The following is a 14,997-nucleotide window of genomic DNA, read 5'->3' as shown; positions in this document are numbered from 1 at the left end:
CATCGGGGACGTCCGCCCCGCCGCGCGGGGCCGTACGGCCGGACCGGGACGCGGAGGCGTGATCGATGGAACCGTGGGCGCAGGTCAGGGAGACGCACTCCGGCGTCGTGATCCTCCTCGGGGATCACGCCGTCAAGCTCAAGAAGCCGGTGGACCTCGGCTTCCTCGACTTCACCTCCGTCGAAGCCCGGCGGGCCGTCTGCCAGGAGGAGGTGGAGCTCAACCGGCGGCTGGCCCCGGACGTCTACGAGGGGGTCGCCGACGTGGTCGGCCCCGACGGGCGGGTCTGCGAGCACCTCGTCGTGATGCGGCGCATGCCCGAGGAGCGGCGATTGTCGGCGCTGGTCCGGGCGGGTGAGCCGGTCGACGACCACCTGCGCCGGATCGCCAGGGCGCTCGCCGGCATGCACGGCCGGGCCCGCCGCGACCCGCGGATCGACCGGGAGGGCGGCGTGGCGGCGCTGCGCTCGCGGTGGACGGCGAGTTTCGGCCAGGTCAGGGCGCTGCCCGAGCAGGTGGTCGGCGCCCCGGTGCTGGACGAGATCGAACAGCGTACGCTGCGCTTCCTCGACGGCCGCGGCCCCCTGTTCGCGGCCCGCGTCGCCGACGGCCGGATCGTGGACGGCCACGGCGACCTGCTCGCCGAGGACGTCTTCTGCCTGGACGACGGGCCGCGGATCCTCGACTGCCTGGAGTTCGACGAGCGGCTGCGCTTCCTCGACGGCCTGGACGACGCGGCCTTCCTCGCCATGGACCTGGAACGGCTGGGCGCGCCTCGGGCGGCCGAGCTGTTCCTGCACTGGTACACCGAGTTCTCCGGCGACCCCGCCCCGCCCGCGCTGTGGCACCACTACGTCGCCTACCGGGCCTTCGTCCGCGTCAAGGTGGCCTGCCTGCGGCACGCCCAGCACGACCCCGGCGCGGCGCGGCAGGCTGGTGAGCTCGCCGGCCTCACGCTGCGTCACCTGCGGGCCGGCGCGGTGCCGCTGATCCTCGTCGGCGGGACGCCCGGCACCGGAAAGTCGACCCTGGCCGCGGCCATCGCCGACCGGCTCGGCGTGACGTTGCTGAGCAGCGACCGCGTCCGCAAGGAGTTGGCCGGCGTCACCCCCGAGCGGTCCGCCGCCGCCCCCTTCGGCGAGGGCGTCTACGACCGTGAGCACACCGAACGCGTCTACGGCGAGCTGCTGGCGCGGGCCGGCAGGCTGCTGCGGAACGGCGAGCCGGTCGTCCTCGACGCCTCCTGGACCGACGCCGCGCACCGGGCGGCGGCCGGAGCCGTCGCCGACGACGCATCCAGCGACCTGTTCGCGCTGCGCTGCACCGCCCCGCCGCAGGTGGTCGCCGACCGGCTCTCGAGCCGTACCGGGGGGATCTCGGACGCCGGTCCGGAGATCGCGGCGGAGCTGGCGGCGCGGGCCGCGCCGTGGCCCGGCGCGGTCGGGATCGACACCGGCGTCCCGCTGGAGCGGTCGCTCGAACGGGCGCTGGCGGTGATCGGCCCCGCCCCGGAGCCGTCCTCCGTACGGTTCCACCGCCCCCTCCTGGAGCCCGGGTGAGCGCGGGCATCGCGGCGGCCACCGCCCCGATCTCCGCCCCGATCTCCGTCCCGATCTCCGCCCCGATCTCCGTCCGGACCGGAGCGTTTCCGTGCGAGGCGGGTGGTTTCCGCGCCGCGCCCCGAACAGGGCCGACAGTCCCTGACAAAAAGGGCATTTAGCCTCTAGGGGACGGCCAATCGCGCGCCCAGTCTTCTGGGTGTGAGGTGAGTCAGCTCTTCGCATGCGCCGTCCGTACCGTCGCCTCACACGTGCGGGCCGGGATCCTTCGCGGGCGCCCGCTCCGTCCGGGCGGGGCTGGAGGCACGATGTGCGTCAACGTCGGAGACGTCATGACCCGGAAGGTGATCTCGGTCCGCGAGGACGCCTGCTTCAAGCAGATCGCCGCGATGTTCGTCGCCCACACGGTCGGCGCCGTACCGGTGCTGAACGGCGAGGGCCGGGTGACCGGCGTCGTCTCCGAGTCCGACCTGCTGCGCGCGGAGCCGGAGGGCCCGCCCGGGACCGCGCTCTGGGACGGCGACCGCCGCGCGGGCCGGTGCGACGTCGCCCGGCGGCTGATGTCCTCCCCCGCGATCACCGTCCGGGAGACCGCGCCGCTGGCGGACGCCTGCCGCCTGATGCGTGACCACCGCGTCAAGCGGCTGCCGGTGGTGGACCGTCTGGGCCGGCTGGTGGGCATCGTCAGCCGCCGCGACCTGCTGAAGCCGTTCGTCCGGCCGGATCGGGACATCGAGCGCGAGGTCCGCCGGAACGTCCTGACCCGCTCGCTGTGGATGGACACCTCGCGGGTGCGTGTCTCCGTCAGGAACGGCGTGGTGACGCTGAGCGGCACGATGACCCTCCGCGGCGACACCCGGACCGCCCTGACGATGACGCTGCGGGTCGACGGCGTCGTCGGCGTGATCGACGAACTGCTGTGGGACCGGGACAACGTGCCCGTCCGGCAGGGCCCTTAGCGCCGGTCCCGCGGATCTCCTCGCCCGCCTGGCCGCCGTGGCCGGGCCGGAGCATCCGGTCGCCGCGCTGACGCCCGAGCAGTACGCCGCGGTGACCACGCCACCCCGTACCTCAGGTTGACGGGACAGGGCATCTTCGCCGACGGCGAGTGGGGGCAAGGTTCCTCCGCGGCTTGAAGCTTTTCCTCCATCGGCCCAGCACCGTGGACAACACGCGGCGGAAAGCTTCCGGGAACGGTTCAACGACAGCCTTGAAGTCATGAGTGCCGACTACGACGAACAGCCCGGCGGCGCGGGGCCCGCCATCGACACATTCGTCCCGCTGCCGCGCTGCGGACCGGCCGTGGCGCGGCACCGCTCCTCAGCCGTGGGCGGCGGGTCCGAACCTGGGGAGGCGCAAGGCGGGCCTCAGCGCATCGTGAAGGTGAGCGCATGAACCCGCCCTCCGACCCGCCCGCGTGGCGGGAGTTGCTGGGCCGGGAGTATCTCGGCGCGGCAATCGTGCTGGCCGGCGGAGTGCTGGTCGGTGCGATCAACATCTACCTGGCGGCGAGCCTGCTGCCGACCGCAGTGGCCGACCTCGGCGGCGCGGGTTTCTACGCCTGGAACATGACGGTCTATCTCGTCGCCATGGTGATCGCGACGATGCTCACCGGCCGGTTGCTGTCCCGATGGGGGAACGTCGGCGCCTATGTCCTCGGTTTCGCCACGTTCACCGCGGGCTCGCTGGCCTGCGCGCTGAGCCCGGCGATGGCGGTGCTGCTGATCTCCCGGGGTGTGCAGGGGCTCGGGGCCGGGTTGTTGTCCGGGCTGGGATTCGCCGTCATCCGGGCCGCGCTGCCGGCCCGGCTGTGGACGCGCGGCGCGGCGCTGATGTCGGCGATGTACGGCGTGGGGAACTTCGCCGGTCCGGCGCTCGGCGGACTGTTCGCCCAGTTCGGGTCGTGGCGGCCGGCGTTCGGGGTGATGGCCGTGATCGCGGCCGGATGCGGCGCGATGGTGCCCCGCGTGCTGCCGCGCGGCGAACGCGGCGGGATACGGGTGCCGATTCCGGCTGGGTCGCTGCTGCTGGTCATGGCCGCCGCCGGCGCGGTGAGCGTGACGGGGGTGGTGGCGGGCACGCTCGCGAAGGCGGCCGGTATCGGGGTGGCGCTGCTGCTGGTGGCCGGGTTCATCGTGCATGAGCGGCGCAGCGAGTTGCGGGTCTTCCCGCGGACGACGTACCGGCGGGGTTCGTCGTTGAAGTGGGTGTACCTGACGCTGGGGCTGCTGGCCTTCGGCGTCGCGGTCGAGTCGTTCCTGCCGCTGTTCGGCCAGCGGCTGGCCGGGTTGCCGCCCATCGTGGCGGGGTTCTTCGCGGCGGCCGTCTCGCTCGGCTGGTCGGTGACGCAGATCGGCAGCTCGTCGGTGACCGGGGAGCGTGCGGTGCGCCGGCTGCGCGTCCTCGGCCCGATCCTGCTCGCGCTCGGTCTGTTCGTCCAGGGGTTGTTGCAGCGCGCGGACACGCCGATCTGGCTGGTGCTGGTCTGGGTGCCGGTGTTGTTCGTCGCCGGGGCGGGAATCGGCCTGGCCTACCCTCACCTGTCGGTGGCCGCGATGTCCAGCACCTCCGACCCGGAGGAAGGCGGGCGGGCGGCGGCGGCGATCGCCACCGTGACGAGCCTGGCGATCGCGTTCGGCACCGCGGTGGCCGGGATCCTGGTCAACCTGGCCGGCGACTCGATGCTGGACGCGGCACGGTATGTGCTGTTCGGGCTCGCGATCATCTGCGCCATCGGCGCTCTGACCGCACACGCCGCCGATCGCACGAGCCGGACGAAGTCCGCCGATCGAACCCCGCTTCACCAAGGATCGTGACCCGATGTCCGGCTCAGGGCCTCGATCCCCTGGTCAGCACACGCCCGACATCATCACCGACCGCAATGCGAAACAAGGAGATCTCATGGCTGACGACCTGTCAGAGCCGCAGATGTTCCCGATGGCCCGTGCGGCGCGGTGTCCGTTCGATCCGGCACCGGAGCTGCGCCGCCTGATCGAAGAGACGCCGGTTTCACGCGTGAGACTGTGGGACGGCAGCACTCCCTGGGCGGTCACCCGTTACGATGACGCCCGTGCGGTGCTCGCCGACCCGCGCGTCAGCGTCGACGTCGCGGAACCCGGCTTCCCGCACACCAATGCGGTGAGCAAGGCACGCGACGCGCAGATGAAGACGCTGATGCAGATGGACGCGCCGGAGCACATCGCGCAGCGACGGCTCATGACCGCAGACTTCAGGATCAGGAAAATGGAGGCGCTGCGGCCCAGAATTCAGCGGATCATCGATGACCTCATCGATGAGATGCTGGCCGGCCCGAACCCGGCCGATCTGGTGGAGGCGATCGCGCTGCCGGTTCCCACGCTGGTGATCTGCGAACTGCTGGGAGTGCCCTACGCCGACCGCGCCTTCTTCCAGCGCGTGGCGGGCGCGCTGGTCATGGATGAGGGCGACCCCGCACAGGCCATGGCCGCCAGCGAGGAACTGAACGTCTACCTGGATGCCCTGGTGGAGGCGAAGAACGCCGAACCGGGCGACGACATCCTCAGCAGGCTGGCCGTCGAACAGTACCGCAGCGGCGCGATGACCCGGCGGGAGATCTCCACGATGGGTCAGCTCCTGCTGGTGGCCGGGCATGACACCACCGCGAACATGATCGCGCTGGGTACGGCCGCCCTGCTGGCGCACCCGGCGCAGCTGGCAGCGGTCCGCGACGGGGATCCCGAGCTGGTGGCAGGCGCCGTCGAAGAACTTCTGCGCTACCTGTCCATCACCCACACCGAGGCCCGGCGCGTCGCGCGGGAGGACCTCGAGATCGGCGGCCGGCTGATCCGCAAGGGGGAGGGCATCATCGTGGTGAAGAGCATCGCCAACCGCGACCCGTCGGCCTTCGCCGCCCCCGACGCTCTCGATGTCCACCGCAGGGCCCGCCACCACATCGCCTTCGGATACGGCGCCCACCAGTGTCTGGGCCAGCCCTTGGCCCGAGTGGAACTGCAGGTCGTCTACGGCACCCTCTACCGGCGTATCCCGACGCTGGCCCTGGCCGTGCCGCTGGAGCACCTGACGTTCAAGCACCACGCCGTCTTCTACGGCGTCCGCGAACTGCCCGTCACCTGGTGAACCGAGAAGGAGGGAACAGATGAAGGTCACCGTCGACCAAGACGCCTGCGCCGGTTCGGGGCAATGCGTCCTCATCGCCCCCGACACGTTCGACCAGCGTGACGAGGACGGCATCGTCACGCTCCTCCACGACAGCCCGCGACCGGGGCTGCAGGAGGACGTTCGTGAGGCCGCCCGCATCTGCCCGGCCCTGGCCATCCGGCTGACCATGTCGTGAACCGGCTTTCTCGCATCGTGGTCGCAGGGCTTCGGCGGCCGGTCCGACCGCCGCCGAGGCCCTGCGCCGCAACGGGTTCGCCGGTTCCTTGACCCTGGTCGGGCAGGAGCGGCGGCCGCCCTACGATCGGCCGCCGCCGTCCAAGCGGATCCTGCGTGGCACGTGGGGCCCCGGCCGGGTGACACTGCGCCGTCACGACGGCCTCGCCACCCTGGGCTCGGACCGGCTGCCGCACCGCCATCGCCCTCGACGCCGATGATCCGCCGGTTCGGTGACCGCGTGGCGCGGTGGGGCCGAAGGTCCGTACGGCACGGGGCCATGGTCCGCGAGAAGGGGACCTTCTCCCCTCAACCGCCGGGGCCTTCCTCGACGAAGCTTCAGGTATGGACATCGACTCGATCCGGCCGCACACGCTCTCCCGGGAGGAGTGCGTGAGGCTGCTGTCGTCGGCGCCGATCGGCCGGGTCGTCTTCACCGACCGCGCCCTTCCCGCGGTGGAGCCGGTCGACTTCTACGTCGACGGCGGGAAGATCGTGATCTGCACCGACTCCTTCTCCAAGGTGGCCACCGCCACCCGGGACACCGTGGTGGCCTTCGAGGCGGACGACTTCGACACCGACGCCCGCACCGGCTGGTCGGTCACCGCCGTGGGGCGGACCCGGACCGTCCGTGACCCCGATGAGGTCACCCGTCTGACCGGGCTGCCGCTGACGGCGTGGACCACGGGCTGCGGGGACCACTTCATCGTGCTTCACATCGAGCGGATCTCCGGCCGGCGCGTCCACCGTTAGCGGCGCCGCCGGGGGCGCGCAGGCCGACGGCGGACCTCCGGCGGAGGGGTTCGGGGCATGCAGGCCGACGGCGACCCCCGGCGGAGGAGTTCGAACGGCGCGTCGGCCGGGCGGCCGCAACCCGGTACGCCGTGACGACCCGCGACGGGTCCACCGTTCTTCGGCACGCCACGTGCTCAGCCCAGCGGAACGCTCCAGGTGAGCCGGGTTCCGCCGCCGGGCGGGACGTCGACGTGGAAGGCGCCGCCCAGCCGGTCGGCGCGTTCCCGCAGGTTGCGCAGGCCGCTGCAGCGGCCGTCGGCCGGAAGGCCGACGCCGTCGTCCTCGACGAGAAGTGTCAGCCGATCACCGGCGAGCCTGGCGTGCACGCCGACGCGGGTGGCCTTGGCGTGGCGGACCACGTTGGACAGCGCCTCGCGCAGTACGGCCAGCAGGTGGTCGCCGATCTCGGGCGGGACCCCGTTGTCCAGGGGGCCGTCCATGATCAGGGCGGGCCGGAAGCCCAGGTGTGCGCCGGCGTCCTCGACCAGCGTGGTGATCCGCCCGCGCAGCCCTCCGGTGTCGCCGCCGTCGGGGCTCTGCAGGGCGAAGATGGTCGAGCGGATCTGCCGGATGGTGCTGTCGAGTTCGTCGATGGCGTTCTGCACCCGGGTGGTGGCCTGCGGCCGCTCGATCAGCGGCACCGCGCTCATCAGCGTCATCGCGACCGCGAACAGGCGCTGGATGACCACGTCGTGCAGGTCCTTGGCGATGCGGTCGCGGTCCTCCAGCAGGCCGAGGCGCTCGGCGTGGATGCGGCTCTCGGCCAGCTCCAGCGCGATCGCCGCCTGCCCGGCGAAGGCGTGCAGGGTGCGCAGTTCGACCTGGCTGAACGGGATGCGGCCGGGGCGCTTGGCCAGCGACAGCACCCCGCGCACCGTGCCGGCCGCGCCGATCGGCACCGCCGCGGCCGGTCCGGGCGCCGCCGGGTCGGCCCTGCCCGGCAGGGAGCCGCCGACGGGGTCGGTCACCATGAACGGCTCACCGGAGGCGAACGCCTGCCCGGCCAGCGAGTCGGACACGAGGGTGAACGCGCCCACCCTCGGGCACAGCCGTCCGCCGGCGTGGCCGCCGCACTCGTCCGGCGCTCCCGGTGCGTCCCGGCCACCTTCTGCGGCGTCCGAAGCGTCCGGGACGCCCGGGACGTCCGTTGCGGCGCCGGGGCCTTCGGCGATGACCACCCGCAGCCGGCGGCCGTCGCCGTCCGGCAGCAGCACCGCCACCGCGTCGGCGCCCGCCATCCGCCGCGCCCGCCCGGCGATCAGCGTCAGCACCTCGGTGGGCTCGGCGCCCGACAGCAGGGCGGTGGTGACGTCGGAGGACGCCTGCAGCCACACCTCCCGGCGGCGGGTCTCCTCGTACAGGCGGGCGTTCTCGATGGCGACGCCGGCCGCGGTTGCCAGCGCCACCACGATCGCCTCGTCCTCCTCGTCGAACTCCCCGCCGCCGCGCTTCTCGGTGAGGTAGAGATTGCCGAACACCTCCTCGCGGATCCGGATCGGCACCCCCAGGAAGGAGCCCATCGGCGGGTGGCCGGGCGGGAAGCCGTAGGACTCGGAGTGGTCGGCGATGTTGGCCAGCCGTACCGGGCACGGGTCCTTGATGAGCAGGCCCAGCAGGCCCAGGCCGTGCGGCCAGTGCTCGATCCGGGCGATCTCCTCCTCGCTCAGCCCCACCGGGAGGAACTGTACGAGCGTGTTCTCCTCGCCCACCACGCCCAGCGCGCCGTAGCGGGCGTCCACCAGCGTCGCGGCGGTCTCCACGATCCGCCGCAGCACCGTCTCCAGGTCGAGGTCGCTGCCCACCGACACCACCGCGTTCAGCAGGGCCTGCATGCGGTCGCGGGTGGCCAGCACCGCCTCCAGCCGCACCTGCAGCTCCGCCAGCAGCTCGTCCAGCCGCATGTGTGGAGTCAGGACATATGGCTCAACATCTGCCATACATATCAGTTTCCCCACGAAATACGTATTGCACCCACACCGGCAGGGGTGTTGGCAAGAACCGTTGTAAGTTCCGGCGGTAAGCGGCCGGGAATTCTCAGCGCTATCTGGCCGAGGGATGCGCGGGTCAGTGGGTACGGCGACGCGGTGCCAGAACCTCGGTGACCTTGGCGATGGCCTCAGCTCCGGGTTTGATGTAGCGCATGGCGGTGCGGGGGTTCTTGTGCCGGGTCTTGCCCATGATGAGCTGTAGCGGGATCTCGGCGTCGCCGAGGTGGGTGGCGGCGCTGTGGCGCAGCTGGTGCAGGTCGAGCCCGGCGTAGGTGTCGAGCAGGACGCGGGCGCGGTCGTAGCCGAGGCGGGCGCGGCCGGTGTGCGGGCAGATGTCGCCGGCGGCCGGGCGGCGAGCCGGGACGGGGCGGCGTTCGGACAGGAACAGCGGACCGTGGGTGCGGGCGCTGCCGTCGGGGAGTCGGAGCAGGCGGGGCAACAGGTGGGCGGTGCCGCTCTCCCAGTACACCCACTCGGTGTCGCCGCCCTTGGACCGGACCGGGGCACGCCGGTGCTCCAGGTCGAGGTCCTCGACGTTCAGCGCCAGGATCTCGGCGGCTCTGGCCGCCGTTTCATAGAGCATCCTCCAGAGCGCCCGCTCCCGAAGCGGGATGTCGCGGCGGGACAGCAGCCGGTAGATGTTGCTCTGGGCGACCGCGCGGATCTGGTCGGCGTTCTCCTTGCGGCGTTCGGCGTCGGCCGGGACCGAGGGTGCGGCCCAATGTTTCTTGGTCTGGCACCAGAGCAGCCAGGAGGTGACGGCGGCGCGGTTGCGGTTCCAGGTCGCCGGCGCGCTGGCACCCCACAGGGCGGCGAGCGCGTGGCCAATCTCGGCGTCGGCGACCTCGGCGAGCGGCCGGGTGTGGCCGAGCCAGGCGATGACCCGGTCGATCGCGGAGGCGTAGGCGCGGTGGGTGTTGGGGTTGGCGGTGCGCGCCGTGGCGAGGAAGGCGTCGGCGGCCTCGGCGAGGGTGATGTCCCCGCCGCGCAGGGCGGTGATCTTCGGCGCGGCGCTCATGCCGGCCGCCCAGTGGTGCTGCCCACCCCGGCTGGGATCATGTACCGGATAACGTACGTGAGTCGCGCACCTCCCCGGCGAGCGGTTGCCCTGGTCGCCGGGGCGTCATGATCTCTCATGTACGTGATAATAGACCATTATCACGTACATGTAGGTTGCCCTGCATAGGGCTCTCGGCACCTGTCCCCAGCCGCGAGGTCGGAGGGGAGGAACCCTGCCAACAGCCGTTGGCGGTACAGGCGAGTAACTCAGCCGGATGCTTCGGCTTTGCGCTCCCGCCACCGGGACAGCACCTTTGACTTCTCAGCGAGCAGCGCGGATGGCTACTTGTCCGCCTGTCCGCGTTCTTCTCGACGGAGGAGCTGTCACTGATGATCCCGATGGCGGGGTACTTGCGGGTGTGGATCTTCAGTGAAGATCCGACTGGACCTCGGTCAGCCAAGGCCTTCGACGATGCGGAAGTCGCGCTCGACGCCGTCGGAGAGGACGGCCAGCGCCGCCTGGTAGGCCGCACTCTCGCGCACCGCGACGGCCTGCTCGAAGCTGTCGAACTCGACCAGGACGGTGCGCTCGGCGATTCCGGCGTCATGCGCCACGACCCGACCGCCAAGGACGATGGTCCGGCCGCCCCCGGGCTCGACGGCCAGGCGGGCCAGTTTGTTGTAAGCAGCCAGCTTCTCAGGGTCTGAAATGGTGCGGTAGACGCTGACCCAGTAGCCCTTGGGCATGGAACCTCCAGTGTTGGGATGAGTGAGTGGATCTGACTTACGGGTTGGTCTCGGACGAGCGTCGGCGGGCGAGAGCGAGGCTTGTCAGCGTCGTGATCGCCATGGCGCCGATGCCGACCAGCGCCGCGGTGGTGTAGGCGCTGTCGTCGGGGAAGAGGTGGCCGGTGCCGGTGCCCGCGGCGAGGATCAGGCCGCCGATGGCGCTGCCCAGGGAGTACCCGACGCTGCGGACGACGTAGTTGAAGCTCATGGCGCTCGACGTCTCGCTCTTGGTGGTGACGGCCAGGATGACGCCGGGCATCGCGGCCGAGAAGCCGCCGACGCCGAAGCCGAGCACTCCCATCGCCGTGAACAGTTCGGGCAGGTCCGACCGGGCCGCCGCGAACAGGGCGAACCCGCCGCCGACCACGACGGCGCTGCCGACCAGGAGCAGGGGGTCGGCGATCCGCGTCCGGACCCGTGGCGTGAGCTTGCCGGCGACGAACCCCAGCACCGAGAACGGGATGAGGACCAGCCCGGCGACGAAGGTCGTCAGCCCGAAGCCGTAGCCGGCGCCGTGCGGCGTCTGCGCGTACCGGGTGATGAGCGTGAGCAGGAGGTACATGCCGATCCCGCCGACGAACATGGCGAGGTTCGCCCCGGCGACCGCCGGGTGCCGCACCGCCCGCACATCGATCAGGGGCGTCGTGCTGCGCAGTTCGATGACGGCCCAGACGCAGAGCAGCACCACCGCGACGGCGGCGAGGCCCGCCGCCACGGCGAGGTGCCGGCTCCACAGATTCGGTTCGCCGGCGAGGAACAGCGCCAGGAGCAGCGCAGAGGCCAGGACGACCGCGCCTGCCACGTCCACGTGGGCGGAGCGGCCTTCGGGGGCTTGAGGCATGGAGCGCCACGCGGTCAGGAGGGCGGCGGCGGTGACGACCAGGCCGAGGCCGTAGGCGGCCCGTACCCCGCCGAGCTCGGCGAGCAGTGCGGCCAGCGGGTAGCCGACGCCGGCCCCGATGATCGAGACCACCGAGATCAGGGCGATCACGGCCGCGCTGCGCTCCTCGGGGAGGTGGTCCCGGGCCACGCCCATCATCAGCGCCGTCAGCCCGAGCCCGACGCCCTGGGCCGCCCTGCCGGCCAGCAGCCACGCGAACGGCAGCGGCAGCACGGTGAGCGCACTGCCGGCGACGACGACCGCCAGCGTGACGAGGATCGCGGCCCGCCGGTGCGGGCCGGCTCCGAGCCGGCCCAGGACCGGCGTGGCGACGGCGCCGCTGAGCAGCGCGACAGTCAGCGTCCACTGCGCGCTGCCGAGCGAGACGTGGAACGAGGTCGCCACGCTGGTGATGAGCGGCGCCCCGAGGCTGGCGACCGCCGCCACGACCAAAGCGATGAACATCAGAGCGGGGACCAGCCGCGCCTCGGAACGCGCCACCGGGAATGCCTTCACTGCTTCGGCTCTTCGCGGTCCTGGCTTTCGAGTTCTGCCAGATGCTTCAGCGCCGGGAGTGCCGCCACCAGCGCCTCGGTCTCGTCGCCGGTGAGCTTGTCGATCAATCGTTCGAACGCGTGGATGCCGGCCTGGCGCCGCGTCCGGACGTAGGAGGCGCCGGCCTCGGTCAGGCAGACCAGCGTGACCCGCTTGTCGGACGCGTCGCCCCGCCGCTCGACCAGGCCGGACTCCTCCATCACTCGGACCAGGGTGGTCATCGCGGGCTGGGTGACGCCCTCGATCGCGGCCAGATCGGTGATGCGCCGCGGGCCGGTGCGGTCCAGGGTGGCCAGGGTGGCGGCGGACGTCAGGCTCATGTCCCGGGGCAGGCGTCTTGCGGCTCTGGTGGCCAGGCCGTAGAGGGTTGCCCCGATGGCGGCGGACGCGCCAGGAGGGGTGTCTTGGCGGCTCATGCTCGAAGCATAGCATTTTTATATTCATAGTTTATGGAAATGGTCGACTGGCGCGGGCGGCCTCGACCGCTGGGACCCAGCGACTGGGAGGGAGTCGAACGGCTGTACCGACAGGCCATCGACGCCGGAGTGACCGGCGCACTGGCGGTGCCACCGGAATGCGGCGGAACGCGCCGCGCCAGCAGGGCACCGGACAGAACGACCTCTTCTGCCCGGTCAGGGGACCCCACCTGAGCTGGGCCAAGGCGCTGGACTACCTGCGGCCCGGCGACACACTGGTCGTTCCCTCGCTGGACCGGCTCGCCCGCCCGCTGCAGGACCTCATCACGATCGTCGCCGACCTGCGCCGCCGCAGCGTCGGGTTCCGGTCACCGAAGGAGTCCCTCGACACCACCACGCCGGGAGGACGCCTGGTCTTCCACGTCTTCGCCGCCCTGGCCGGAGTTCATCCGCGAGCTCATCATCGAGGGCACCAACGAGGCCTGACCGCCGCCAAGGCCCGCGGAGTCCGCCTCAGGCGGTCACCCGCCATGACACCCGAGCAAGTCCGGCACGCCCGCGCCCTGCTCACCCCGCCCGACGCGACCGTCTCCTCCATCGCCCGGCTCCTGGGTGTCAGCCGCTCCACGCTCTACAAGTACAGTCACGGCCCTGGCGTCGTGGGAGCCGCCACTCACCTCGACAGCGCCGGCCCCGCATCACGAAGCGACGGCGAGGGTGGCGGCGTGTCCGGCGCGGATTCGGACCATGGACTGTGAGCAGCGCCGGGGCCACGGCCGTCTCTACGTCGACGGTGTGGAGGTCGGCGTCGACACCTACCTGGCCACCACCGTCATCAACACCAAGGTCAACTCCAACACCTTCACCGGCCGCCGGCCGCCATCCGCACCGCGCAAAACTCCCCGGCTGTCGGCGAGTTTCGTGAGCGGAGCGGGAATAGTCCAAGTGAGGGGCCAGGTCGATCAGGGAATGGCGGCCAGGAGGGACGGTTGATGGAAGTAGCCGCAAACGACAGGGATCCCGCCCCGCTGACGGGCTTCAGTGACGCTCAACGTCTGGCGGCGATCGAGCGCTGGCGACTGCTTCGGCCCCACCTCGAAGACCAGGTCCCCCTGGCCCAGGTCGCCGAATCCTGCCGGGTCCCCGAGCGGACGCTGCGCCGCTGGCGTGCCGCCTACCAGGCCAAGGGCCTGGCCGGGCTGGTACGCCGGCCGCGTTCGGACCGCGGGCGGGCGCGGATGCCCGAGCAGTTGCGGCTGCTGATCGAGGGTTTGGCGCTACGGCCGCCCCGCACAAGCGTCGCGGTGATCCACCGGCAGGCTGTCAGCGTCGCTACCGCACGGGGGTGGCCGGTCCCCGGATACTCCACCGTGCACGAGATCGTCCGAAACCTTGATCCGGCGCTTGTCGCGCTCGGTGTGGAGGGCACCAAACGGTACCGGGAGGTGTTTGAGCTGGTGCATCGCAGGGAGGCGTCCAAACCGAACGAAATCTGGCAGGCTGACCACACCGAACTGGATATCTGGGTGCTGGATCCCAAGGGCCAGCCGGCCCGGCCGTGGCTGACCGCCATCGAGGACGACCACTCCCGCGCGATCGCCGGGTACGCCGTCAACCTGGAGGCGCCCTCGGCGCTGTCCACCGCGCTGGCCTTCCGGCAGGCGATCTGGCGCAAGGCCGAACCGGGCTGGCACGTGTGCGGGATCCCCGAGGTGTTCCACCTGGACCACGGCAGCGACTTCACCTCGGCGCACCTGGAGCAGGTGATGGCAGACCTGCGGGTGCGACCGGTGTTCAGCAGGAAGGGCCAGCCGCACGGCCACGGCAAAATCGAACGGCTCATGGAGACCGTCAATCAGATGTGCCTGGCCCACCTGCCCGGCTACGCACCCAAGGGCACCAAAGACCGTGCCGCTCAGGCCAAGCTCACCCTTGCAGAGCTCGACGCCGCGATCGGCCGGTTCTTCCGCGAGGTCTACAACCTGCGCCCGCATGCGGAAACCCGCACCCCGCCGCAAGCTCGGTGGGAGGCCGGCGCGTTCATCCCGCGCATGCCCGACTCCTTGGAGCAGCTGGACCTGCTGCTGTGCACCGTCGCCAAACCGCGCAAGGTTCACACCGACGGCATCCAGTTCCTGGCCCTGCGCTACATCGACCCGGTGCTGGCCGACTACGTCGGCGAACAGGTCGCCATCCGCTACGACCCGCGCGACATCATCGAGATCCGCGTCTACCTGCGCCACCCCGACGGCACCGACGACACGTTCCTGTGCCGGGCGATCTGCCCCGAGCTGTCCGGTGAGACCGTCAGCCTCAAAGAGATCGCCGCCGCGCGCAACGCGCGCCGCAAACAGCTGCGCGGCCAACTGGCCACCCGCAGCACCGTGGTCGACACCCTGCTGGCCCTGCACGACGAACCGCTGCCCGCCGCCTACCCGGCCACGACCGGGCTGCGCCAGTGGGATACCTGTGATCAGGCCGGCCCCGCCTACACGCACGACGCAAGCGACACTCCTACCCCTGGTGACGGTCCGCGACTCAAACGCTACTGGAATGAGTGAACGGCGCTCCGGCCGGAAAGACACCCGGCGTGGATGAGTCCTCTGCCTCAGGCGACAGCACTCCCGACCCCCATCCAGCCCCGC

At 71.4% G+C, this 14,997-nt stretch carries 15 protein-coding genes; 10 read left to right on the top strand and 5 right to left on the bottom strand.

The window, feature by feature from the left end; translation table 11 throughout:
• Window positions 1-65: 65 nt before the first annotated feature.
• The 7 genes from ACQP10_RS16570 to ACQP10_RS16540 all read left to right on the top strand — a co-directional run bounded on the left by ACQP10_RS16570 (window position 66) and on the right by ACQP10_RS16540 (window position 6,683).
• Entirely contained in the window at window positions 66-1,559 is a 1,494-nt protein-coding gene (locus ACQP10_RS16570; protein WP_346019835.1) for an AAA family ATPase, read from the top strand.
• 332 nt (window positions 1,560-1,891) lie between these two features.
• A complete protein-coding gene (locus ACQP10_RS16565) occupies window positions 1,892-2,518 on the top strand; it encodes a CBS domain-containing protein (protein ID WP_399500607.1) in 627 nt (208 codons plus the stop codon).
• Window positions 2,519-2,777: 259 nt separating this feature from the next.
• Entirely contained in the window at window positions 2,778-2,954 is a 177-nt protein-coding gene (locus ACQP10_RS16560) for a hypothetical protein (RefSeq protein ID WP_346019837.1), read from the top strand.
• A complete protein-coding gene (locus tag ACQP10_RS16555; RefSeq protein WP_433541667.1) occupies window positions 2,951-4,375 on the top strand; it encodes an MFS transporter in 1,425 nt (474 codons plus the stop codon). The genes ACQP10_RS16560 and ACQP10_RS16555 overlap by 4 nt, the downstream gene beginning before the upstream one ends.
• Before the next feature lie 85 nt (window positions 4,376-4,460).
• The gene (locus ACQP10_RS16550; protein WP_433541666.1) at window positions 4,461-5,675 is read left to right on the top strand and encodes a cytochrome P450; all 1,215 of its coding nucleotides are present in this window, start codon (window positions 4,461-4,463) and stop codon (window positions 5,673-5,675) included.
• A 19-nt stretch (window positions 5,676-5,694) separates the two neighbouring features.
• Window positions 5,695-5,892, top strand: a complete 198-nt coding sequence (locus tag ACQP10_RS16545; RefSeq protein ID WP_179823895.1) for a ferredoxin — start codon at window positions 5,695-5,697, stop codon at window positions 5,890-5,892.
• 383 nt (window positions 5,893-6,275) lie between these two features.
• Window positions 6,276-6,683 carry a pyridoxamine 5'-phosphate oxidase family protein gene (locus ACQP10_RS16540; RefSeq protein ID WP_346019841.1) on the top strand — a complete coding sequence of 136 codons (408 nt, stop codon included), beginning with the start codon at window positions 6,276-6,278 and terminating at the stop codon, window positions 6,681-6,683.
• Window positions 6,684-6,859: 176 nt separating this feature from the next.
• On the opposite strand, the gene ACQP10_RS16535 is transcribed toward ACQP10_RS16540, so the two are convergent.
• The 5 genes from ACQP10_RS16535 to ACQP10_RS16515 form a co-directional block, all read right to left on the bottom strand.
• Window positions 6,860-8,662, bottom strand: a complete 1,803-nt coding sequence (locus tag ACQP10_RS16535) for a sensor histidine kinase (protein ID WP_399500603.1) — start codon at window positions 8,660-8,662, stop codon at window positions 6,860-6,862.
• Between the two features lie 127 nt (window positions 8,663-8,789).
• Window positions 8,790-9,731: a tyrosine-type recombinase/integrase gene (locus ACQP10_RS16530; protein WP_433541665.1), complete on the bottom strand. Its 942-nt coding sequence runs from the start codon at window positions 9,729-9,731 to the stop codon at window positions 8,790-8,792.
• Between the two features lie 434 nt (window positions 9,732-10,165).
• Window positions 10,166-10,459 carry a DUF1330 domain-containing protein gene (locus tag ACQP10_RS16525; RefSeq protein WP_346018898.1) on the bottom strand — a complete coding sequence of 98 codons (294 nt, stop codon included), beginning with the start codon at window positions 10,457-10,459 and terminating at the stop codon, window positions 10,166-10,168.
• A gap of 37 nt (window positions 10,460-10,496) precedes the next feature.
• Window positions 10,497-11,882: an MFS transporter gene (locus ACQP10_RS16520; protein ID WP_346018897.1), complete on the bottom strand. Its 1,386-nt coding sequence runs from the start codon at window positions 11,880-11,882 to the stop codon at window positions 10,497-10,499.
• Between the two features lie 11 nt (window positions 11,883-11,893).
• Window positions 11,894-12,352 carry a MarR family winged helix-turn-helix transcriptional regulator gene (locus tag ACQP10_RS16515; RefSeq protein WP_346018896.1) on the bottom strand — a complete coding sequence of 153 codons (459 nt, stop codon included), beginning with the start codon at window positions 12,350-12,352 and terminating at the stop codon, window positions 11,894-11,896.
• A gap of 158 nt (window positions 12,353-12,510) precedes the next feature.
• Between ACQP10_RS16515 and ACQP10_RS16510 the strand changes: the two genes are divergently transcribed.
• From ACQP10_RS16510 to ACQP10_RS16500, 3 genes are read left to right on the top strand one after another with little or no spacing between them, the layout of a single operon-like run.
• Entirely contained in the window at window positions 12,511-13,110 is a 600-nt protein-coding gene (locus ACQP10_RS16510; protein ID WP_346018895.1) for a recombinase family protein, read from the top strand.
• Entirely contained in the window at window positions 13,100-13,345 is a 246-nt protein-coding gene (locus ACQP10_RS16505) for a hypothetical protein (RefSeq protein ID WP_346018894.1), read from the top strand. Before ACQP10_RS16510 ends, ACQP10_RS16505 begins: the two co-directional genes overlap by 11 nt.
• Window positions 13,345-14,913, top strand: coding sequence for a Mu transposase C-terminal domain-containing protein (locus ACQP10_RS16500; RefSeq protein ID WP_433541664.1), 1,569 nt, complete (start codon window positions 13,345-13,347; stop codon window positions 14,911-14,913). The genes ACQP10_RS16505 and ACQP10_RS16500 overlap by 1 nt, the downstream gene beginning before the upstream one ends.
• Window positions 14,914-14,997 lie beyond the last annotated feature (84 nt).

The organism is Streptosporangium sandarakinum (assembly GCF_050942225.1).
GTDB lineage: Bacteria > Actinomycetota > Actinomycetes > Streptosporangiales > Streptosporangiaceae > Streptosporangium > Streptosporangium nondiastaticum.
This window is presented reverse-complemented; position numbering and strand designations above follow the sequence as displayed.

What these genes read in the sequence shown, in the direction of transcription:
- ACQP10_RS16570 (WP_346019835.1), top strand. Translation starts at nt 66, where the DNA reads ATGGAACCGTGGGCGCAGGTCAGGGAGACGCACTCCGGCGTCGTGATC.
- ACQP10_RS16565 (WP_399500607.1), top strand. Translation starts at nt 1,892, where the DNA reads ATGACCCGGAAGGTGATCTCGGTCCGCGAGGACGCCTGCTTCAAGCAG.
- ACQP10_RS16560 (WP_346019837.1), top strand. Translation starts at nt 2,778, where the DNA reads ATGAGTGCCGACTACGACGAACAGCCCGGCGGCGCGGGGCCCGCCATC.
- ACQP10_RS16555 (WP_433541667.1), top strand. Translation starts at nt 2,951, where the DNA reads ATGAACCCGCCCTCCGACCCGCCCGCGTGGCGGGAGTTGCTGGGCCGG.
- ACQP10_RS16550 (WP_433541666.1), top strand. Translation starts at nt 4,461, where the DNA reads ATGGCTGACGACCTGTCAGAGCCGCAGATGTTCCCGATGGCCCGTGCG.
- ACQP10_RS16545 (WP_179823895.1), top strand. Translation starts at nt 5,695, where the DNA reads ATGAAGGTCACCGTCGACCAAGACGCCTGCGCCGGTTCGGGGCAATGC.
- ACQP10_RS16540 (WP_346019841.1), top strand. Translation starts at nt 6,276, where the DNA reads ATGGACATCGACTCGATCCGGCCGCACACGCTCTCCCGGGAGGAGTGC.
- ACQP10_RS16535 (WP_399500603.1), bottom strand. Translation starts at nt 8,662, where the DNA reads ATGGCAGATGTTGAGCCATATGTCCTGACTCCACACATGCGGCTGGAC.
- ACQP10_RS16530 (WP_433541665.1), bottom strand. Translation starts at nt 9,731, where the DNA reads ATGAGCGCCGCGCCGAAGATCACCGCCCTGCGCGGCGGGGACATCACC.
- ACQP10_RS16525 (WP_346018898.1), bottom strand. Translation starts at nt 10,459, where the DNA reads ATGCCCAAGGGCTACTGGGTCAGCGTCTACCGCACCATTTCAGACCCT.
- ACQP10_RS16515 (WP_346018896.1), bottom strand. Translation starts at nt 12,352, where the DNA reads ATGAGCCGCCAAGACACCCCTCCTGGCGCGTCCGCCGCCATCGGGGCA.
- ACQP10_RS16510 (WP_346018895.1), top strand. Translation starts at nt 12,511, where the DNA reads ATGCGGCGGAACGCGCCGCGCCAGCAGGGCACCGGACAGAACGACCTC.
- ACQP10_RS16505 (WP_346018894.1), top strand. Translation starts at nt 13,100, where the DNA reads ATGGACTGTGAGCAGCGCCGGGGCCACGGCCGTCTCTACGTCGACGGT.
- ACQP10_RS16500 (WP_433541664.1), top strand. Translation starts at nt 13,345, where the DNA reads ATGGAAGTAGCCGCAAACGACAGGGATCCCGCCCCGCTGACGGGCTTC.